The 19,070-nt window shown below is 64.1% G+C and carries 29 protein-coding genes; 5 read left to right on the forward strand and 24 right to left on the reverse strand.

What is annotated here, in order from left to right; all coding sequences use genetic code 11:
- The 23 genes from rplE to eno form a co-directional block, all read right to left on the reverse strand.
- Positions 1–585, reverse strand: a complete 585-nt coding sequence (gene rplE, locus ACH0BU_RS00390; RefSeq protein ID WP_046408566.1) for a 50S ribosomal protein L5 — start codon at positions 583–585, stop codon at positions 1–3.
- Positions 578–895: a 50S ribosomal protein L24 gene (gene rplX, locus ACH0BU_RS00395; protein ID WP_125945526.1), complete on the reverse strand. Its 318-nt coding sequence runs from the start codon at positions 893–895 to the stop codon at positions 578–580. The genes rplE and rplX overlap by 8 nt, the downstream gene beginning before the upstream one ends.
- Positions 895–1,263: a 50S ribosomal protein L14 gene (rplN, locus tag ACH0BU_RS00400; protein WP_017979484.1), complete on the reverse strand. Its 369-nt coding sequence runs from the start codon at positions 1,261–1,263 to the stop codon at positions 895–897. Before rplN ends, rplX begins: the two co-directional genes overlap by 1 nt.
- Before the next feature lie 247 nt (positions 1,264–1,510).
- Positions 1,511–1,795 carry a 30S ribosomal protein S17 gene (rpsQ, locus tag ACH0BU_RS00405; protein ID WP_046408562.1) on the reverse strand — a complete coding sequence of 95 codons (285 nt, stop codon included), beginning with the start codon at positions 1,793–1,795 and terminating at the stop codon, positions 1,511–1,513.
- Positions 1,796–1,808: 13 nt separating this feature from the next.
- Complete coding sequence (gene rpmC, locus ACH0BU_RS00410; protein WP_046408560.1) at positions 1,809–2,012, reverse strand: 50S ribosomal protein L29; 204 nt, start codon at positions 2,010–2,012, stop codon at positions 1,809–1,811.
- Between the two features lies 1 nt (position 2,013).
- Positions 2,014–2,448, reverse strand: a complete 435-nt coding sequence (gene rplP, locus ACH0BU_RS00415) for a 50S ribosomal protein L16 (RefSeq protein WP_046408559.1) — start codon at positions 2,446–2,448, stop codon at positions 2,014–2,016.
- A 12-nt stretch (positions 2,449–2,460) separates the two neighbouring features.
- Complete coding sequence (gene rpsC / locus ACH0BU_RS00420; protein WP_046408557.1) at positions 2,461–3,168, reverse strand: 30S ribosomal protein S3; 708 nt, start codon at positions 3,166–3,168, stop codon at positions 2,461–2,463.
- Positions 3,168–3,545 (reverse strand): 50S ribosomal protein L22, encoded by a 378-nt coding sequence (rplV, locus tag ACH0BU_RS00425; protein WP_046408556.1) that lies wholly within the window; start codon positions 3,543–3,545, stop codon positions 3,168–3,170. Before rplV ends, rpsC begins: the two co-directional genes overlap by 1 nt.
- The gene (rpsS, locus tag ACH0BU_RS00430; RefSeq protein WP_046408554.1) at positions 3,545–3,823 is read right to left on the reverse strand and encodes a 30S ribosomal protein S19; all 279 of its coding nucleotides are present in this window, start codon (positions 3,821–3,823) and stop codon (positions 3,545–3,547) included. Before rpsS ends, rplV begins: the two co-directional genes overlap by 1 nt.
- On the reverse strand, positions 3,823–4,656 hold the full coding sequence (rplB, locus tag ACH0BU_RS00435) for a 50S ribosomal protein L2 (protein ID WP_046408552.1): 834 nt from the start codon (positions 4,654–4,656) through the stop codon (positions 3,823–3,825). The genes rpsS and rplB overlap by 1 nt, the downstream gene beginning before the upstream one ends.
- Position 4,657: 1 nt before the next feature.
- The gene (locus ACH0BU_RS00440; protein WP_046408551.1) at positions 4,658–4,972 is read right to left on the reverse strand and encodes a 50S ribosomal protein L23; all 315 of its coding nucleotides are present in this window, start codon (positions 4,970–4,972) and stop codon (positions 4,658–4,660) included.
- On the reverse strand, positions 4,965–5,579 hold the full coding sequence (gene rplD / locus ACH0BU_RS00445) for a 50S ribosomal protein L4 (protein ID WP_046408549.1): 615 nt from the start codon (positions 5,577–5,579) through the stop codon (positions 4,965–4,967). Before rplD ends, ACH0BU_RS00440 begins: the two co-directional genes overlap by 8 nt.
- Positions 5,580–5,581: 2 nt before the next feature.
- Positions 5,582–6,316 carry a 50S ribosomal protein L3 gene (gene rplC / locus ACH0BU_RS00450; RefSeq protein WP_046408547.1) on the reverse strand — a complete coding sequence of 245 codons (735 nt, stop codon included), beginning with the start codon at positions 6,314–6,316 and terminating at the stop codon, positions 5,582–5,584.
- Positions 6,317–6,599: 283 nt separating this feature from the next.
- On the reverse strand, positions 6,600–6,908 hold the full coding sequence (gene rpsJ / locus ACH0BU_RS00455) for a 30S ribosomal protein S10 (RefSeq protein ID WP_007406109.1): 309 nt from the start codon (positions 6,906–6,908) through the stop codon (positions 6,600–6,602).
- 172 nt (positions 6,909–7,080) lie between these two features.
- Positions 7,081–8,277, reverse strand: a complete 1,197-nt coding sequence (tuf, locus tag ACH0BU_RS00460) for an elongation factor Tu (RefSeq protein WP_125945524.1) — start codon at positions 8,275–8,277, stop codon at positions 7,081–7,083.
- 132 nt (positions 8,278–8,409) lie between these two features.
- Positions 8,410–10,503 carry an elongation factor G gene (fusA, locus tag ACH0BU_RS00465; RefSeq protein WP_046408542.1) on the reverse strand — a complete coding sequence of 698 codons (2,094 nt, stop codon included), beginning with the start codon at positions 10,501–10,503 and terminating at the stop codon, positions 8,410–8,412.
- An 83-nt stretch (positions 10,504–10,586) separates the two neighbouring features.
- Positions 10,587–11,057 carry a 30S ribosomal protein S7 gene (gene rpsG / locus ACH0BU_RS00470; RefSeq protein ID WP_046408540.1) on the reverse strand — a complete coding sequence of 157 codons (471 nt, stop codon included), beginning with the start codon at positions 11,055–11,057 and terminating at the stop codon, positions 10,587–10,589.
- Between the two features lie 117 nt (positions 11,058–11,174).
- Positions 11,175–11,546, reverse strand: coding sequence for a 30S ribosomal protein S12 (gene rpsL / locus ACH0BU_RS00475; protein WP_029936467.1), 372 nt, complete (start codon positions 11,544–11,546; stop codon positions 11,175–11,177).
- A 227-nt stretch (positions 11,547–11,773) separates the two neighbouring features.
- A complete protein-coding gene (locus tag ACH0BU_RS00480) occupies positions 11,774–12,760 on the reverse strand; it encodes an alpha/beta fold hydrolase (protein ID WP_500263469.1) in 987 nt (328 codons plus the stop codon).
- Positions 12,761–12,834: 74 nt separating this feature from the next.
- Positions 12,835–14,088 carry a Xaa-Pro dipeptidase gene (locus ACH0BU_RS00485; RefSeq protein WP_500263470.1) on the reverse strand — a complete coding sequence of 418 codons (1,254 nt, stop codon included), beginning with the start codon at positions 14,086–14,088 and terminating at the stop codon, positions 12,835–12,837.
- On the reverse strand, positions 14,085–14,555 hold the full coding sequence (locus ACH0BU_RS00490) for an MAPEG family protein (RefSeq protein ID WP_500263471.1): 471 nt from the start codon (positions 14,553–14,555) through the stop codon (positions 14,085–14,087). Before ACH0BU_RS00490 ends, ACH0BU_RS00485 begins: the two co-directional genes overlap by 4 nt.
- A 95-nt stretch (positions 14,556–14,650) precedes the next feature.
- Positions 14,651–14,899: an FtsB family cell division protein gene (locus ACH0BU_RS00495; RefSeq protein ID WP_231621890.1), complete on the reverse strand. Its 249-nt coding sequence runs from the start codon at positions 14,897–14,899 to the stop codon at positions 14,651–14,653.
- 110 nt (positions 14,900–15,009) lie between these two features.
- Positions 15,010–16,290: a phosphopyruvate hydratase gene (gene eno / locus ACH0BU_RS00500; protein ID WP_500263472.1), complete on the reverse strand. Its 1,281-nt coding sequence runs from the start codon at positions 16,288–16,290 to the stop codon at positions 15,010–15,012.
- 131 nt (positions 16,291–16,421) lie between these two features.
- Between eno and ACH0BU_RS00505 the strand changes: the two genes are divergently transcribed.
- From ACH0BU_RS00505 to ACH0BU_RS00525, 5 genes are read left to right on the forward strand one after another with little or no spacing between them, the layout of a single operon-like run.
- Positions 16,422–16,970: a hypothetical protein gene (locus ACH0BU_RS00505; protein WP_500263473.1), complete on the forward strand. Its 549-nt coding sequence runs from the start codon at positions 16,422–16,424 to the stop codon at positions 16,968–16,970.
- A gap of 5 nt (positions 16,971–16,975) precedes the next feature.
- Positions 16,976–17,314 (forward strand): phage holin family protein, encoded by a 339-nt coding sequence (locus tag ACH0BU_RS00510; protein WP_301090677.1) that lies wholly within the window; start codon positions 16,976–16,978, stop codon positions 17,312–17,314.
- Entirely contained in the window at positions 17,311–17,682 is a 372-nt protein-coding gene (locus tag ACH0BU_RS00515) for a DUF3618 domain-containing protein (protein ID WP_500263474.1), read from the forward strand. The genes ACH0BU_RS00510 and ACH0BU_RS00515 overlap by 4 nt, the downstream gene beginning before the upstream one ends.
- On the forward strand, positions 17,679–18,161 hold the full coding sequence (locus ACH0BU_RS00520) for a hypothetical protein (RefSeq protein WP_082102831.1): 483 nt from the start codon (positions 17,679–17,681) through the stop codon (positions 18,159–18,161). Before ACH0BU_RS00515 ends, ACH0BU_RS00520 begins: the two co-directional genes overlap by 4 nt.
- A 41-nt stretch (positions 18,162–18,202) precedes the next feature.
- Positions 18,203–18,430 (forward strand): DUF4170 domain-containing protein, encoded by a 228-nt coding sequence (locus ACH0BU_RS00525; RefSeq protein WP_046408523.1) that lies wholly within the window; start codon positions 18,203–18,205, stop codon positions 18,428–18,430.
- Positions 18,431–18,593: 163 nt separating this feature from the next.
- Here ACH0BU_RS00525 and greA read toward each other — a convergent pair whose 3' ends face one another.
- Entirely contained in the window at positions 18,594–19,070 is a 477-nt protein-coding gene (gene greA, locus ACH0BU_RS00530) for a transcription elongation factor GreA (RefSeq protein ID WP_496001779.1), read from the reverse strand.

Here is a 19,070-nt window from a genome sequence, read left to right on the forward strand (position 1 = left end):
TCACGCCGCCTTCTTCTCTTCTGCCGCCTCATCCCGCGGGAACGGGAAGCCGAACAGGCGAAGCAGCTCACGCGCCTCGTCGTCGGTCTTGGCAGTGGTGGTGACGATCACGTCCATGCCGCGCACCTTGTCGATGCGGTCATAGTTGATCTCAGGGAACACGATCTGCTCCTTCAGGCCGCAGGCATAGTTGCCGCGCCCATCGAAGCTCTTCGGGTTCAGGCCGCGGAAGTCGCGGACGCGCGGGAGCGCGATGGTGATGAAGCGGTCGAGGAATTCGTACATGCGCTCACGACGCAGCGTGACCTTGACGCCGATCGGCATGCCTTCACGCAGCTTGAACTGCGCGATCGACTTCTTCGCACGAGTGATCACCGGCTTCTGACCCGCGATCAGCTCCATCTCGGACGCAGCCTGCTCGACACGCTTCTTGTCCTGGGTCGCCTCACCGACGCCCATGTTGAGCACGATCTTCTCGATACGCGGAATCTCGAGCGCGTTCTTGTAGCCGAACTTCTCGATCATCGCCTTTGCGATGGTCTCGTCATACAGCTTACGCAGGCGGGGCGTGTAGCCATCAGCCATCGATCTTCTCCCCGGTCTTGACCGCAACACGGACCTTCTTGCCGTCCTGCATTTCGAAACGGACGCGCGTCGGCTTGCCGTCGGCGGTCACGTGCGCGACCTTCGAGATGTGAAGCGGCGCTTCGAAGCGGTTCAGGCCGCCCTGCGGGTTCATCTGCGACGGCTTGGTGTGGCGGGTCGCGACGTTCACGCCGGCGACGACGACCTTGCCGTCCTTCGGCATGGAAGCGGTGACGGTGCCGGTCTTGCCCTTGTCCTTACCCGACAGAACGATGACCTGGTCGCCCTTCTTGATCTTGGCGGCAGCCATTACAGCACCTCCGGAGCCAGCGAGATGATCTTCATGTGCTTCTTGCCGCGCAGTTCACGCACGACCGGGCCAAAGATACGGGTGCCGATCGGCTCCTCGTTCTTGTTGACCAGCACTGCGGCATTGCCGTCGAAACGGATGGTCGAACCGTCCGCACGGTGAATGTCCTTGGCGGTGCGAACGATGACCGCGCGATGCACGTCACCCTTCTTCACCTTGCCACGCGGCTGAGCCTCCTTGATCGACACGACAATGATGTCGCCGACGCTGGCCGTGCGGCGCTTGGAACCACCAAGCACCTTGATGCACTGTACCCGCTTCGCGCCGCTGTTGTCAGCGACGTCGAGATTGGACTGCATCTGGATCATCGATCCGCTTCCTTCTCTCTATGGGGTGGATACCGACCCAACCCCGCCTTAAAAAAACGACCCCGGGCGCGACAATCGCGTCCAGGGGGAGCGGCCCGGTAGCCGCTCCACAGACAAAAGGCAATGCCCCGTGGGGCCTCACCCTTGCCTGCTCTCGATCGCCCCTGCCCCTCGACTGGTCTCCGGGAACCCCGGACCCTGGCCGATACCGTCAGGAGCGCCCTGGTCTTCGACCCGGGCCTGCGGCTTAGGCCGAGGCCGGCTCGTCGATCTCGACCCGCTCGGGCGTCGCATGGGTGTTGACCCGATCGACGACCTTCCAGGTCTTCAGCTTGGAGATCGGCGCGGTCTCTTCGATCCGCACGGTCTCGCCCTGCTTGTACTCATTCGCCTCGTCATGGGCGTGGTACTTCTTCGAACGGCGGATGATCTTGCCGTAGAGCGGGTGCTTCACCTTACGCTCTACGTTCACCACCACCGTCTTGTCGCCCTTGTCGGAGACGATCAGCCCGGTCAGCACGCGCTTCGGCATGGCTGTGGTCCTCTTACTTGCCGGCGGCAGCGGTGCGCTGCGCCTGCAGGGTCTTGATGCGGGCGATGTCCTTGCGGACCTCGCGCACGCGGCTCGGCTTCTCGAGCTGGTTGGTCGCCGCCTGGAAGCGCAGGTTGAACTGCTCGCGCTTCAGGTTGCCCAGCGCCTCGACGAGCTGGTCGTCGCTCTGGCCGTTGAAGTCAGTCTTGTTCGCCATCTTACTCGCCTCCGAGGTGCGACGTGTCGCCGAGACGCGCCACGACCTTGGTCTTGATGGGGAGCTTCATTGCCGCACGCTCGAAAGCTTCGGCAGCAAGCGGACCGGGAACGCCATCCAGCTCGAACAGGATGCGACCCGGCTTCACGCGGGCGGCCCAATATTCCGGCGAGCCCTTACCCGAGCCCATGCGGACTTCGGCCGGCTTGCCCGACACGGGCACGTCCGGGAACACGCGGATCCAGAGACGGCCCTGGCGCTTGATGTGACGCGTGATCGCGCGGCGAGCCGCCTCGATCTGGCGTGCGGTGATACGCTCCGGCTCCATTGCCTTCAGGCCATACGACCCGAAGTTGAGCGCGGTACCGCCCTTGGCGTCGCCGCTGATGCGGCCCTTGAACGCCTTGCGGAACTTGGTGCGCTTGGGTTGCAGCACTTCTTCTACTCCTTAGCGGCGGTCGTCGCGCGCAGGGCGCACGCCGGAGGTCTGAGCCTCCATCATCAACCGGTCGGTAGCCATCGGATCGTGACCAAGGATTTCACCCTTGAAGATCCAGACCTTGACGCCGCACACGCCATAAGCGGTGTGCGCCTGGGCCTCGGCATAGTCCATGTTCGCGCGCAGCGTGTGCAGCGGAACGCGGCCTTCGCGGTAGCTTTCCGAACGGGCGATCTCGGCGCCGCCAAGACGGCCACCACATGCCACGCGGATGCCGTCGGCACCGAGGCGCATCGCGGACTGCACCGCACGCTTCATGGCGCGGCGGAACGCGATACGACGCTCCAGCTGATCGGCAATGCCCTGAGCCACGAGCTTGGCATCCACTTCCGGCTTGCGGATCTCGACGATGTTCAGCGACACGTCGGAGCTGGTCATCGCGCCGAGCGTCTTGCGCAGCTTCTCGATGTCCGAGCCCTTCTTGCCGATGATCACGCCGGGACGTGCAGCGAAGATGGAGATGCGGCACAGCTTGGCCGGACGCTCGATCACCACCTTGGAGATCGCCGCCTGCGGCAGCGTCTTCAGGATGTACTGGCGGATCTTGAGATCCTCCAGCAGCAGGCGACCGTAGTCGGCGCCGTCGGCGTACCAGCGGCTGTCCCAGGTGCGGTTGATCTGCAGGCGCAGACCGATCGGGTTGCTCTTGTGACCCATTAGGCTTCTTCCTGCTCGCGCACGACGATCCGGAGCCGCGAGAACGGCTTGAGGATGCGGGTGGACTTGCCGCGGCCGCGCGTGGCGAACCGCTTCATGGTGATCGACTTGCCGACCGACGCCTCGGCGACGACGAGGGCGTCGACGTCAAGGTTGTGGTTGTTCTCGGCGTTGGCGATCGCCGAAGCGAGCACCTTGCGCGCATCAACAGCCATCGCCTTCTTGGAGAAGGCGAGGATGTTCATCGCGTCAGCAGCCGAGCGGCCACGGATCAGACCAGCGACCAGGTTCAGCTTCTGCGCCGAACCACGGATCTGCGTGCCGACCGAGAGAGCTTCCTTCTCGCCGACCTTGCGGGGGGACTGAGGCTTGCTCATCAGCGCTTGCCCTTCTTGTCAGCGGCGTGACCCGGGAAGTAGCGCGTCGGCGCGAACTCACCCAGCTTCATGCCAACCATGTCCTCGTTCACCGAGACCGGCACGAACTTGCGGCCATTGTACACGTTGAACGTCAGACCGACGAACTGCGGCAGGATGGTCGAACGGCGCGACCAGGTCTTGATCGGACCCGAACGACCGTTGCTGTCCTGCGCCACCTCTGCCTTCTTCAGCAGGTGAAGGTCCACGAACGGACCCTTCCAGACGGAGCGAGCCATTACTTCTTCCTCGCGTGACGGCTGCGGATGATCATCTTGTCCGTCGCCTTGTTGTGGCGGGTGCGCGCACCCTTCGTCGGCTTGCCCCACGGGGTGACCGGGTGACGGCCGCCCGAGGTGCGGCCTTCACCGCCGCCGTGCGGGTGGTCGACCGGGTTCTTCGCGACGCCACGGGTAAGCGGACGCTTGCCCATCCAGCGGGTACGACCCGCCTTGCCGAAGTTCTGGTTCTGGTTGTCGGGGTTCGACACCGCGCCAACCGTCGCCATGCACTCGCTGCGGATATAGCGCTGCTCGCCCGAGTTCAGGCGAACGATCACCATGCCGCGATCACGACCCACGACCTGCACATAGGTGCCAGCCGAACGCGCGATCTGACCGCCCTTGCCCGGCTTCATCTCCACATTGTGGACGATGGTGCCGACCGGAACCTGGCCCAGCTCCATGGCATTGCCCGGCTTCACGTCGGTCTTCTTGGCCGCGATCACCTTGTCACCGGCAGCGAGACGCTGCGGCGCGATGATGTAAGCCTGCTCGCCGTCGGCGTAGCTGACCAGCGCGATGAACGCCGTGCGATTGGGGTCATACTCGAGCCGCTCGACCGTACCCTCGGCGTCCCACTTGCGACGCTTGAAGTCGATGTAGCGATACTTCTGCTTGTGGCCGCCCGCGATGCCGCGGCTGGTCACGTGACCCTTGTTGTTCCGACCGCCGCTCTTGCGCTTGCCTTCGGTCAGCGCCTTGACGGGCGCGCCCTTGTGCAGCGTCGAGCGGTCGATCAGGACCAGGCCACGGCGAGCCGGGCTGGTCGGGTTATAATGCTTGAGCGCCATCTCAGTTGGCCCCCTCGGTGACGTCGATCGACTGCCCGTCCTTGAGCGTGACGATCGCCTTCTTCATGTCCTGGCGGAAGTACGGAGCGCCCTTCCAGCGCTTCGTCTTGCCCTTCTGGACGATGGTGTTCACGCCAACGACGCTGACGTCGAAGATCGCTTCAACCGCCGCCTTGATCTCCGGCTTGGAGGCCTTCTTGGCCACCTTGAACACCACGGCGTTCTGCTCGGAGAGAAGGGTCGACTTCTCGGTGATGTGCGGCGCGACAATCACGTCATAGTGACGCGGGTCGATCGCCTTCTGCTGCTTAGCCATTGAAGCGCGCCTCCAGCTTCTCGACCGCCGCGCGGGTCAGCACCAGCGTATCGGCCTTGATGATGTCATAGACGTTCGCGCCAACCGCCGGGAGCAGATCCACACCCGGCAGGTTGTAGCCGGCGCGGAAGCCCTCTGCGGTCTCGCCGTCGATCACAAGCGTGCGCTTGCCGACGTTGAGCGTCGCGAAGTGGCCCTTGAGCTCCTTGGTCTTCTGGACCTCGAAGCCGTCGAGGACGATCAGCGAACCAGCCTTGGCATGGCTCGACAGCGCCATCTTGAGGCCGAGTGCGCGGACCTTCTTGTTCAGACCCGGATTGAAGTCGCGAACACGGGCACCGTGCGCCTTACCACCGCCGATGAAGACGGGGGCACGACGATCGCCGTGACGAGCGACACCGCCGCCCTTCTGGCGACCCAGCTTCTTGCCCGAACGGGCGACATCGGCGCGCTCGCGCGTCCCGCGGGCAGTGCCGCGACGCTTCTCGAGCTGCCAGGTGACGACGCGGTGCAGGATGTCAGCGCGCGGCTCGAGGCCGAAGACCTCGTCCGACAGCTCGACGTCCGCCACTTCGTTCCCGGCGAAGGAGGAAACCTTGACCTTCACGTTCAGCCCTCCTGGCCGTCGGTCGCTTCGGGTGCCGGAGCAGCCGCTGCGTTGTTGCTATTGGCAGCCTTCAGGCCGGCCGGACGCGGCGCGTCGGCATGCGGCTTCAGCTTCACGGCGTCCTTGACGAACAGCCAGCCACCCTTCGAGCCAGGGACCGAGCCCTTGACGAAGATGAGGCCGCGCTCGACGTCGGTGCCGACGATCTCGAGGTTCTGCTGGGTGCGGTTCTTGTCACCCATGTGGCCGGCCATCTTCTTGTTCTTGAAGACGCGACCCGGATCCTGACGGTTACCGGTCGAACCGTGCGAACGGTGCGAGACCGACACGCCGTGCGTCGCACGCAGACCGCCGAAGTTCCAGCGCTTCATGGCGCCGGCGAAACCCTTACCCTGGGTACGACCCTGGATATCGACGAACTGGCCAGCAACGAAGTGATCGGCCGAAATCTCTGCGCCCACATCGAGGAGATTTTCCTCGCTGACGCGGAATTCATGGACAATCGCCTTGGGCTCAACCTCGGCCTTGCCGAAGTGGCCGCGCTGCGGCTTGGCGACATTCTTTGCCTTGGCGACACCCGCGCCAAGCTGGACGGCCGTATAGCCATCACGTTCCGTTTCGCGGCGAGAGATGACCTGAAGCCCTTCCAGCTGCAGGACGGTGACGGGCACGTGGCGGCCGTCGTCCTGGAACAGGCGGGTCATGCCCATCTTCTTCGCGATCACGCCGGTACGCATGATCCGTAGCTCCTCAACAGAGGCACCCGTGGGCCCATCCCACAGGTGCTTGTGACGCCCCCTTGAAGGGAGCATCCCAATTTCAACCCGGTATAAAGCGAAGCGCGCCCCCGTCCCGGGCTGGTCGCCCCTCGCAAGCGAGGAGCAGACGGGAGACGCTGTCCCAACTGCAAGCAGCTGGCGGTATCTCTTGCTCTAGGTGCCCTTCACGGGTCCCACGCGTTTCCGGAACCACGGAAACGACAAACCCGCGGGACTCACGTCAACCGCGGGAGGCCGGCCATTACGCCAGCTTGATCTCGACGTCAACGCCCGCCGCCAGGTCGAGCTTCATCAGCGCATCGACGGTCTGCGGGGTCGGCTGCACGATGTCGAGCATGCGCTTGTAGGTGCGCACCTCGAACTGCTCGCGGCTCTTCTTGTCGATGTGAGGGCCACGGTTGACCGTGAACTTCTCGATACGCGTCGGGAGCGGGATCGGACCGCGAATGAGGGCACCGGTACGTCGGGCGGTGTCGGCGATGTCGCCAGTCGCCTGGTCGAGCACGCGATGATCGAACGCCTTCAGGCGAATGCGGATGTTGCTGTCCATAATCCCTACCGATGCGAAAGAGCGGGCCACGTGAACGCGGCTCTTGCTGTTCGTGAAACTGTCGAAGGCGCGGCCAATAGCCCTGCCCTCATAAAAAGGCAACCGCCCGACACACCATATGGCGTGCCGGGCGGCAGCTTTGCGGCGAACCGCTGGATCTTAAAGAAAGATCTTACTTGGCGATCGAGCTGACGACGCCTGCACCGACGGTGCGGCCGCCCTCGCGGATCGTGAAGCGCTGGCCCACGTCCATAGCGATCGGCGCGATCAGCTTGATGCCCAGAGCGACGTTGTCGCCCGGCATCACCATCTCGGTGCCCTCAGGCAGCTCGACGGTGCCGGTCACGTCCGTCGTACGGAAGTAGAACTGCGGACGATAGTTGGCGAAGAACGGCGTGTGACGGCCACCCTCTTCCTTCGACAGCACGTACACTTCCGACGAGAACTCGGTGTGCGGCTTGATCGAGCCCGGCTTGCAGAGCACCTGGCCACGCTCGACTTCATCGCGAGCGACGCCGCGGATCAGCGCGCCGACGTTGTCGCCAGCCTGGCCCTGATCGAGCAGCTTGCGGAACATTTCCACGCCGGTGACGGTCGTCTTGCGGACTTCCGGGTGGATGCCGACGATCTCGACTTCCTCACCAACCTTGATGATGCCGGTCTCAACGCGGCCGGTGACGACCGTACCACGACCCGAGATCGAGAACACGTCTTCGATCGGCATCATGAACGGCTTGTCGAGCGGACGCTCCGGCTGCGGGATGTACTCGTCAACCGCCTTCATGAGCTCCATGACGGCGTCGGTGCCGAGCTTCTGGTCCGAACCCGAGAGGGCGCAGGTAGCCGAGCCCTTGATGATCGGAATGTCGTCGCCCGGGAATTCGTACGAGCTCAGCAGCTCGCGAACTTCCAGCTCGACCAACTCGAGGATTTCCTCGTCGTCGACCAGGTCGACCTTGTTGAGGAACACCACCATCGCCGGCACGCCGACCTGACGGGCGAGCAGGATGTGCTCACGGGTCTGCGGCATCGGGCCGTCAGTGGCCGACACGACCAGGATCGCGCCGTCCATCTGGGCAGCGCCGGTGATCATGTTCTTCACATAGTCGGCGTGACCCGGGCAGTCGACGTGCGCATAGTGACGGTTGGCCGTCTCGTACTCGACGTGCGCGGTCGAGATGGTGATGCCGCGCTCGCGCTCTTCCGGCGCCTTGTCGATGTTCGCGAAGTCGACGGCTGCGTTGCCGGCGACGTTCTCTGCGAGAACCTTGGTGATCGCTGCGGTCAGCGAGGTCTTGCCATGGTCGACGTGACCGATGGTGCCGATGTTCAGGTGCGGCTTGGTCCGCTCAAACTTAGCCTTAGCCATTGTTGTCCTACCTTCTGGATTTCCACTTGAGCCGCACGAGGACTCGCCGTGAAGGCGGCCCCATAGCGGCTGAATTGTCGTTGCGCAAACCCTCTCCCGTCTTCCGGTCGACCCGGAAGACGGGAAGAGCGATTACGCCAGCTTCGCCTTGACCTCGTCCGCAACGTTCTGCGGCACTTCGTCATAGTGCGAGAACTGCATCGAGTAGCTGGCACGGCCCTGGGTGAACGAGCGCAGCGAGTTCACGTAGCCGAACATGTTCGCGAGCGGCACCATCGCCGTCACCGCCTGCGCGTTGCCGCGCGTGTCGGTGCCCTGGATCTGACCACGACGCGAGTTCATGTCGCCGATCACGTCGCCGAGGTAATCCTCCGGCGTCACGACCTCGACCTTCATCACCGGCTCGAGCAGCGTGATGCCGGCCTTCTGCGCCGCTTCGCGCATTGCACCACGCGCGGTGATTTCGAACGCAAGAGCCGACGAGTCGACGTCGTGATACGCGCCGTCATACAGCACGATCTCGAAGTCGATGATCGGGAAGCCAACCAGCGAACCGGTAGCTGCCGTCTCGCGGAAGCCCTTTTCGATCGCGGGGATATATTCCTTCGGAATGTTACCGCCCTTGATCTCGTCCTTGAAGATGATGCCAGCGCCACGCTCGCCCGGCGTCAGCTTCACCTTCACGCGACCGAACTGACCGGTACCACCCGACTGCTTCTTGTGGGTGTAGTCGATGTCGACCGGCTTCTTCAGGTATTCGCGATACGCCACCTGCGGCGCACCGACGTTCGCCTCGACCTTGAACTCACGCTTCATGCGGTCGACGAGAATCTCGAGGTGGAGCTCGCCCATCCCCTTGATGATCGTCTGACCCGATTCGTGATCGGTCGACACGCGGAACGAGGGATCCTCGGCGGCCAGGCGGTTCAGGGCGACGCCCATCTTCTCCTGGTCGGCCTTGGTCTTCGGCTCCACGCTGAGCTCGATCACGGGCTCAGGGAATTCCATCCGCTCGAGGATGATCGGGTTGGCCGGATCGCACAGCGTGTCGCCGGTCGTCGTTTCCTTCAGACCCGCGATCGCGACGATGTCACCTGCACGCGCTTCCTCGATGTCCTCACGCGAGTTCGCGTGCATCAGGAGCATACGGCCGATCTTTTCCTTCTTGTCCTTCACCGAGTTCAGGTAGCTGCCCTTGGCCAGCTTGCCCGAATAGATGCGCGCGAAGGTGAGCGAGCCGACGAACGGATCGTTCATGATCTTGAAGGCAAGCAGCGACATTGGCGCGTCGTCCGACGGCGGACGCGAATCGACCGTTTCGCCGTCCAGCTTCACACCCTGAACGTCAGGGATGTCGAGCGGGCTCGGCAGATAGTCGACGACTGCGTCGAGCAGCGGCTGAACGCCCTTGTTCTTGAACGACGAACCGCACAGCACCGGCACGAAATCGAACGCCAGCGTGCCCTTGCGGATCAGGCGCTTCAGCGTCGCGGTGTCGGGCTCGTTGCCCTCCAGATACGCCTCCAGCACCGCCTCGTCCTGCTCGACGGCGATCTCGATCAGCTCGGCGCGGGCAGCCGCGGCCGCATCCTTCATGTCGTCGGGAATCTCGCGATATTCGAACTTCGCGCCCAGCGACTCGTCCAGCCACACGATCGCGCGGTTCTCGACGAGGTCGACGAGACCGACAAACTGGCTCTCGATGCCGATCGGCAGGTACAGCACGGCAGTACGTGCACCCAGACGATCCTTGATCATCTGAACGCAGCGATCGAAGCTCGCGCCGGTACGATCCAGCTTGTTGACGTAGCAAAGACGCGGGACGCGATACTTGTCGGCCTGACGCCACACCGTCTCGGACTGCGGCTCAACGCCGGCCACGCCATCAAAGCAGGTGACCGCGCCGTCCAGCACCCGCAGCGAACGCTCCACCTCGATGGTGAAGTCGACGTGCCCCGGCGTGTCGATGATGTTGATCAGGTGCTCGTCACCCTTGCCCTCGCTCGCGCGCCACTTGCACGTGGTCGCCGCGGAGGTGATGGTGATGCCGCGCTCCTGCTCCTGCTCCATCCAGTCCATCGTCGCGGTGCCTTCGTGCACTTCGCCGATCTTGTAGGACTTGCCGGTGTAGTAAAGGATGCGCTCGGTCGTCGTCGTCTTGCCGGCGTCGATGTGCGCCATGATGCCGATGTTACGGTACTTCTCGAGCGGATGGCTGCGGGCCATGGTCGGGCTTTCCTTAGAGATGTGGGGAGCAGGCCCTTGGCCAGCTCCCCACGATATAGTTTACGTGCGAGACGCTTCCAAGACTACCAGCGGTAGTGGCTGAAGGCGCGGTTCGCTTCCGCCATGCGGTGGGTGTCTTCGCGCTTCTTCACCGCATTGCCGCGGTTGTTCGAAGCGTCGAGCAGCTCACCCGACAGGCGGGCCGACATGGTGTTCTCGCTGCGACCGCGGGCCGCCGAGATCAGCCAGCGGATCGCCAGCGCCTGGGCACGCTCCGGACGAACCTCGACGGGCACCTGGTAGGTCGCACCACCGACGCGGCGGCTGCGGACCTCGATGCCCGGCTTGATGTTGTTCAGCGCATCATGGAACACGCCCAGCGGGTCGCGCTTGGCGCGCGACTCGACCGTGTCGAGTGCGGAATAGACGATGCCCTCGGCGACGGACTTCTTGCCGTCCAGCATCACCGAATTCATGAACTTGGACAGAACCTCATCACCGAACTTGGGATCAGGCAGGATTTCCCGCTTCTCGGGACGACGACGACGCGCCATTTGGAATTCCTTCTCAGATCAACCGCTCCTGTCCGCCCGCCCCCAGCTTTCGCGGGAGACGCCTGACGATGGTGCGGGACACAAACCTCGAGACCCCGGGCCAGCCGGGATGCCGGCTTACTTCGGACGCTTCGCGCCGTACTTCGAGCGGGACTGACGACGGTCCTTCACGCCCTGCGTATCGAGCACGCCGCGCAGCACGTGATAGCGCACGCCGGGAAGGTCGCGCACACGGCCGCCGCGGATGAGCACAACCGAGTGCTCCTGCAGGTTGTGACCTTCACCCGGGATGTAGCTGATGACTTCGCGCTGGTTGGTCAGGCGAACCTTGGCCACCTTGCGCAATGCCGAGTTCGGCTTCTTCGGGGTCGTGGTGTACACACGGGTGCAAACGCCGCGCTTCTGCGGGTTCTGCTCCATCGCAGGGACCTTGCTCTTGGCCTTCTGCGGTTCGCGGCCCTTGCGGACCAGCTGGTTGATCGTCGGCATTGAAGCCTTCACCTTTCGTATAGGTTACTTTGCTGGAGCCCTGACAGCACTTGGAATACGAAAAGGACCTTGGGCGGCCATCAACCTCCCGGGTCCTCTAAGCATCCAGCAATGTTCAAGCTTGCCCGCGCCGGGTCAGACCCGCCACGAACGGACGCGGCTATACGCATCGCGACCCGACTGGTCAATGGCGGCCACCCTGCCACCCCGCCAAGGGGCACCCCGTTTCACGCTATGACCGAGAGCAACGTCTTTTCGAAGCGCGCCGGATCTTCCACCTGCGGCGAGTGACCGAGTCCGTCCAGCGGAACCAGCTTGGCAGACGGCAGCTTGCGAACCGCCTCAGTCGCGACTTGCGGGATCGCCTCGAGGAACTTCTGCAGCGATGCGGGTGCCTGCGCGCGGCCGAACGAGGTCTTGTCCAGCGTGCCGACGATGAGCGTCGTCGGCGCCGTCACACGGTAAAGTTCATGCGCGATCGGCTGCGTCCGAATCATCTCGCCGGTCTTCGCCTGCGCCAGGGCGACCGTGTCGCGCCCTGCCCCGGCATACATGCCGGCCTGCATCAACGCCCAGCGATCATAGGCCGGCTTCCAGGTGCCATGATAATAGTTGGCGGTCTGGTACGCCCGGATCGAGGCATAATCGGTCTTCTTCTCCCCCGCCCAAAGCGTATCGACATCTACATAGGGCACGCCCGCTTCCGACCGGTCGACCAAGCCGAGCGGGTTGACCAGCACCAGGCGATCGACCGCCTTGGGATACATGATGGCGTAGCGCGTTGCGAGCATTCCCCCCATCGAGTGACCCACGACAATGGCCTTCGTCACTCCGCGCGAGGCGAGCAGACGGTTGGTGTGATGCGCGAGCATCGCGAAGCTGTACTGCGCCGCGCGCGGCTTTGCCGATTTGCAGAAGCCGATCTGGTCGGGGATGATCACGCGATAACCCGACGCGCTGAGCGCCCGCGCCGTCGACTCCCACGTCGCGCCACAGAAGTTCTTGCCGTGCATCAACACGACCACGCGGCCATTGGGCCGGGCCGGTGCGACGTCCATGAAGGCGATTGTCGCGGGCTGACCGACGACGTCGACCGTCATGGTCTGCACCGGCCACGGGTAAGTGAAACGCTCCAGATGCGGGCCGTAATCAGGGACCGTCGGCGCCGCTGCCGCCACGATGACGCCGCCTGCCACCACGCCGATCGCCCACATTGCCCCGCCCCCCGAAGTTACCCTGTTACGGGCGTTAACCATGTTGCAAGCAGAACGCCACCGCCTCGCCGCGGTCAGTCGACCCGTGCACCTCCCTTGATGACGGCGACAGGGCGTTCCAGCACCGTGACGTCCTCCAGCGGATTCCCCGCTACCGCGACGATGTCACCAAAGCGTCCGACAGCGAGCGCGCCGACGTCACGGTTGCGCCCGAGGGCATCGGCCGCAGTCAGGGTCGCGGCGCGGATCGCCTGCAACGGGGTCATGCCGAAGCGCACCATGATGCCGAACTGCTTGCCTGCATCCTTGTGCGGCATCACCCCGGCGTCGGTTCCGAACACCATCTTCACGCCGGCGGCATTGGCCCTGCGGAAATTGTCGCGCTGGATCTGCGCAATCTCGCGATCCTTGCGCAGATTGTCTTCAAGCACGCCGTTCTTCTTGCCCTCCGCCTGGGTATATTCGGTGTTATAGATGTCCATCGACAGATAGGTGCCCTTCTCCTTTGCGAGACGGATCCCCTCATCGTCGATCAGGCTGGCATGTTCGATCGTGTCGATCCCGGCGCGGATCGCCGCCTTGATCCCGGCCGCACCATGCGCATGTGCGGCCGTCTTCAACCCCCATTGATGCGCCTCGTCAGCGATCGCGCGCAGTTCGCCCTCGGAAAGCTGCTGTTGCCCCGGTTCGGTGTTGCGGCTGAAAACGCCGCCGGTGGCGCACACCTTGATCACCTCGGCGCCATATTTGCGCTGCTCGCGAACACGGGTGCGCAGTTCGTCGGGCGTGTCCCCGACCGCCTTGCCACGCTGGTTGAAGCTGGGCGGGAAGAAGGTGCTGTCGCAATGGCCGCCGGTCGCGCCCAGGGCATAGGCAGCCGGCACGATTCGCGGCCCGACCATCAGTCCTTCGTCAATCGCCTGCTTGTAGGCCACGTCGTTGTAGTTTTCCGACCCCACGTTGCGCACAGTGGTGAACCCGGCGCGCAGCATGGCGCCAGCGTTGCCGACCCCTTGCACCCCCCAGAAGCTGTCGGTGAACTGAAGCCCGTTATACCCGCCATATATGGGGGTGCTGTCGAGGTGAACGTGCATGTCGATCAGGCCCGGCACTAGCGTCACATCACCCAGATCGATCCGGATCGCGCCCGCAGGTGCCGCACCGCCGAGCGCGGTGATGCGCCCATCCGTCACGGTAATGACCGGACGCGGGACCAGCACGCCCTTCTCGACATCAAGCATCTGCGCAGCGGTGATGACCACCGTCTCCGCCGTCGCAGGGACAGCCACCGTCAACGCGGCAGCCGCAAACACGAGCCTCGACTTCAAAGAACACCCCCCATTGCCTGCACGACGCGACGATAGTCGCCTGCCACCGTCACGATGTCGACGAAGAAACCGACCCACATCGCCAGCAGGATCACCACCGATACGAGATAGGCGAAGAACCGCGCCGGCACCTTCTTCGGCCCGATGTGGATGTAGCTATGAACGGCCCGTGCGATAGCGAACAGCCAGGCAAGCGTCACCTGAATGTTATTAACCTGCGCCGTCACGATCAGCAGCGACACCAGCGCGAAAAAGAGCACCGGCATCTCGAACAGATTGGCGAGATTGTTCGCGGGCATCTCGACCGGCCGGAAATAGCGCAGGGCCGCCTCACCATCCGCAAAATCCTGCGGTCGCGGCGGCGTGTGCTTCATGTGGCGGATGCGATGAAAGAACAGCGTGAACCAGACGACGAAGATCAACCCGACCATAGCAAAGGTCGGCCACAGGATGTTCAACGCGGCCATGACGCCCCTCCCCCAAAGAAGCGCAGCATGGGGCGAATGAGCGGAAGTGAAAAGAGGGACGGGCGACCGGGAAGCACCCGCAAACGCCTAGCCAATTAGTTCAGTGGAACGATCACTTCGTCGGGATGAGCGACGTTCAGTTCACGCCGCACCAGTTCGTCCACCATGTCCGGGTTCGCGTGACGCGGATCAAGAAGCGCGACTCGATTACGCAATACCTCACGCTTGTGATCGAGCGCCGCGTAATAATGTTCGCGCTTCGCGACCTGCCGCTTGTATTCCCCGAAGGCGAAGATGCCATTGGCACCAAGAACGGCATAGCCACCGAAGAACGCCATCACCATCACCGCCAGCGCAGGCCAGGTGGCGCGCTTCAGTACGGCGCGAAAGGTGGAGGGCTTGCGGCGTTTCACACGAAGATTTTCGCCGAAAGCCCTCCTTTATTCAAGCTGTTTCAGCGGGTGCGCAACACGTCCCGGCCGGCATAAGCGGCAACCGTGCCGAGTTCCTCCTCGATCCGGATCAGCTGGTTGTACTTGGCGAGCCGATCGGACCGCGCGAGGCTGCCCGTCTTGATCTGCCCGCAGTTCGTGGCGACCGCCAGATCGGCGATCGTCGCGTCTTCGGTCTCGCCCGAACGGTGGCTCATGACCGCGGTGTAGCCGGCCCGTTCCGCTATGCGCATCGCCTCCAGCGTTTCCGACAGCGTGCCGATCTGATTGACTTTCACCAGAAGCGAATTGGCGAGGCCGCGCTTGATGCCATCGCGCAGACGCGTCGGATTCGTGACGAACAAATCGTCGCCGACGAGCTGGACCTTGTCGCCAATCTTGTCGGTCAGCGCCTTCCAGCCCTCGAAATCGTCCTCGGCCATGCCGTCCTCGATCGACAGGATCGGGTAACGCGAAACGAGATCGGCCAGATAATCAGCCATTGCGCCGGGCTCGAGCGACAGGCCCTCGCCCGAAATCTCATATCTGCCGTCGCGGAAGAACTCGGTCGCCGCGCAGTCGAGCGCGAGCATCACGTCGTCGCCCGGCGTATATCCCGCCTTCTCGATCGACTGCATGATGAAATCGAGCGCATCTATGGTGCTCGCGAGATTGGGCGCGAAGCCGCCCTCGTCTCCGACCGAGGTGGCAAGCCCCTTCTCGTGCAGTCCCTTCTTCAGCGTATGGAATATCTCCGAGCCGCAGCGCACCGCGTCCAGGATGTTCTCCGCGCCCACGGGCATGATCATGAATTCCTGGAAATCGATCGGATTGTCAGCATGTTCGCCGCCATTGATGATATTCATCATCGGCACCGGCAAGACATGCGCGCCAGCGCCGCCGACGTAGCGGTAGAGCGGCAGGCCGCGCGCGTCGGCCGCTGCCTTGGCCACGGCCAGGCTGACGCCGAGGATCGCGTTCGCGCCCAGCCGCCCCTTGTTCGGCGTGCCATCCAGCTCGATCAGAACAGTATCGATCTCCAGCTGATCCTCGGCCTCCAGCCCGCGGATGGTGTCCGCAATCTCGCCGTTGACCGCTTCGACCGCGCCCTCCACGCCCTTGCCGAACCAGCGCGACTTGTCGCCATCGCGGCGTTCCACTGCCTCGTGCGCGCCGGTCGACGCGCCCGACGGCACGGCCGCGCGGCCGAAGCTGCCGTCTTCGAGGAATACGTCGACCTCAACCGTGGGGTTGCCACGGCTGTCGATGATCTGGCGGCCCTGCAGGTCGATGATTGCGGTCACGTAACGATCCTTCTACGATGGCGAGGACGGGTTTTCGCCGTCCGATAACGTGACGTGCTCCCGGCGGCAAATCGTGATGGAACACCCTCGCCGTGGCGGGGTTGTCAGTACCGATCAAGGAAGGATTCCCCATGGCCGACGACACCTTAAAGCCGATGACCGATCAAGATGTCGCGCCCGCGCTCGCCAATCCGGCAGGTGCGACCGACGATTTGCAGCCGCGCGATCCGCTGACTAGCGCCAGCGACAGCGCGCCCGGCAGCAGCGGGGCCACCGCCGACGGCGACTCAACCGGTGGCAACACCAGCCCGCGCCAGCTGATCAACGACAATGTCGTGAAGCTGAAGAGCGAAGCAGGCGACCGGGCGCGGACGCTGGCCGACCAGGGCAAGGTTAAGGCGACGGATGCGCTGGACCAGTTGGTGACGATGCTCAACGATGCCGCGCAGCAGGTAGATGAGAAGCTCGGCGCACAATATGGCCAATATGCCCGCTCCGCTGCCGAGCAGGTGCAGGGCCTGTCGTCGAAGCTGAACGATCGCAGCGTCGACGAACTGCTCGACGACGCACGCGAGGTGGTTCGCAAGAGCCCGGCGGCTGCGATCGGTGTCGCGGCCGCGGTTGGCTTCGTTGCCGCTCGCCTTCTGTCCTCGGGGCTCGACCAGCGCGACCAGGCGTGACCTTGATGACGGGGGCGAGGACGGACGAGGAAGCCGGCATCGGGCAGCTGGTGTCGCAACTGGCTGCCGATGCACGTGAGGCGGCACAGGCCGAGATCGCGCTGGCGAAGGCGCGCGCCGCCTTCGCCGCGGATCGCTACAAATGGGCGGCGATCTACTTCGCTGTGGCCGGCGTATTGGCGCTCGCAGCGCTCATCGCCATGCTGGTGGGGATCATCTTCACGCTGGCGACCGTCATCGGCCCGGGCTGGGCCACGGCCGCGGTTGTTGCGGTCGTGCTGGCGATCGCCACGATCCTCGGTCTGATGGGCAAGGCGCAATTGTCGAAGAAGGTCGTCTCTTGAGCTCCGATCCTCAGGCATTGTCCGTTGCGCTCGCCGAGCAGCGCGCCGCTGCCGCGCGTCAGCGATTGAGCCAGACCGCCAGCACACTGCAGGCGCGCCTGAATCCGAAGGTCGTTGCGCGCGACGCGGTGGAAAATCTTCAGGAGACCGGCGGGCGCGCGCTGCGCAACGGGGTCGCCACGGCGCGAGCAAACCCGGAAGCGCTGGTGTGGGCGGCCACGCTTGCGATCGGGTGGCTCGCACGGGGCCGTATCGCCGGCCTTTTCGGTCGGCGACGCAAGCGCAAGCACGATCGCGAAACCCCCGCGCAACTAGCGCGTTCGATCCCTGGTGACTGGCCGGAAGCGGCCGAGAGGAACAACATATGACCGACGCGAACACGCAGACCAACAAGCAGGGCAGCAGCGCCGATCACAACGAATCGCTGCGCGAGCGTGCCACTCACGCCTACGAGAGCGCGCTGGAGCGCGCTGGCGAGACGGTCGAGACGTCGAAGGAAGGCGCCCGCGACGCAGCGCACAAGGCGACGGACTTCATAGAGGGCAACCCGCTCGGCGCGCTCGCCGGCGGCTTGGCATTGGGCGCCGTTGTCGGCGCGCTGCTGCCGCGCAGCGAGCGCGAGAAGAAGATCCTGGCGCCGGTGGGCAAGACGGTGAGTGCCGCGGCCGTAGCCGCCCTTGCAGCCGCCAAGGAGGCTGGTCGTGGCGAACTGGAAGAGCTGGGTCTAACCAAGGATGCTGCCCGGGGCCAGGCCAAGTCCCTGTTCCAGGGCGTCGTGAAGGCGGCATCGCACGCTGGCACGGCGGCGGCAGAGGCTGGACGCGAACAGATCAAACCGGCGCACTGAGAGGGTTCAAACCCGGTCGCCTAGGGGATAAGGGAGCCGCCATGAGCAAGCTTCACCTCGTTTTCGGCGGCCGGGTTACCGACCCGCGCACGCTCGACTTCGCCGACCTCAAGTCCATCGACATCGTCGGCGTCTTTCCAGACTACGCATCGGCCGAAAAGGCCTGGCGCGCTGCTGCACAGCGGACCGTCGATGATGCGGAGATGAAATATGTGGTAGTGCACCTGCACCGTCTGCTCGAGCCGGAGCTGCTAAAGCCGGCCGGCTGAGCCGCCAACGCCCCCTCGCCCCGATTTTCCTGAAGGCTGCGGACGCCCAGGCGCGTCCGCAGCCTTTTATTTGGCTCGTGCCTCGTTCTGAGGGATGAAGAGCCGGAGCGGACGCACTGGGCTGCAACGCGCCGCTGCAGCCTCAGGCTCCATCCCTCCACGATCAGATGAATTCGATCTTGGACACCACGTAGTAGCGGTCGCCGGCCGGCACCGACACCTCTACCTCGTCATCCACACTTCGTCCGATCAGCGCGCGGCCCATCGGCGAATTGTAGCTGATCCGCCCCGACTTCGCATCCGCTTCGGTCTGGCCGACGATCTGGTACCTGATCGGCTTCTCGTCTTCGTCAAGCAGAGTCACGGTCGCGCCGAACACCACCTTGTCGCCCGACAGGTCGCGCGGATCGATGATCTGCGCGCGCGACAGCTTGTCCTCGATGTCGGCGATCGTCGCCTCGATCTGGCCCTGACGCTCCTTGGCGGCATGATATTCGGCGTTTTCGGACAGGTCGCCATGGGCACGCGCTTCTTCGATCGCATCAACAATCTGCGGCCGTTCGATTTTCAGCCGTTTGAGCTCCGCAGTCAGCTTGTCATAGCCTTCCTGCAGCATCGGCATCTTCTCGACGGTCGCCAT

The organism is Sphingomonas olei (assembly GCF_045369765.1).
Classification (GTDB): domain Bacteria; phylum Pseudomonadota; class Alphaproteobacteria; order Sphingomonadales; family Sphingomonadaceae; genus Sphingomonas; species Sphingomonas panaciterrae.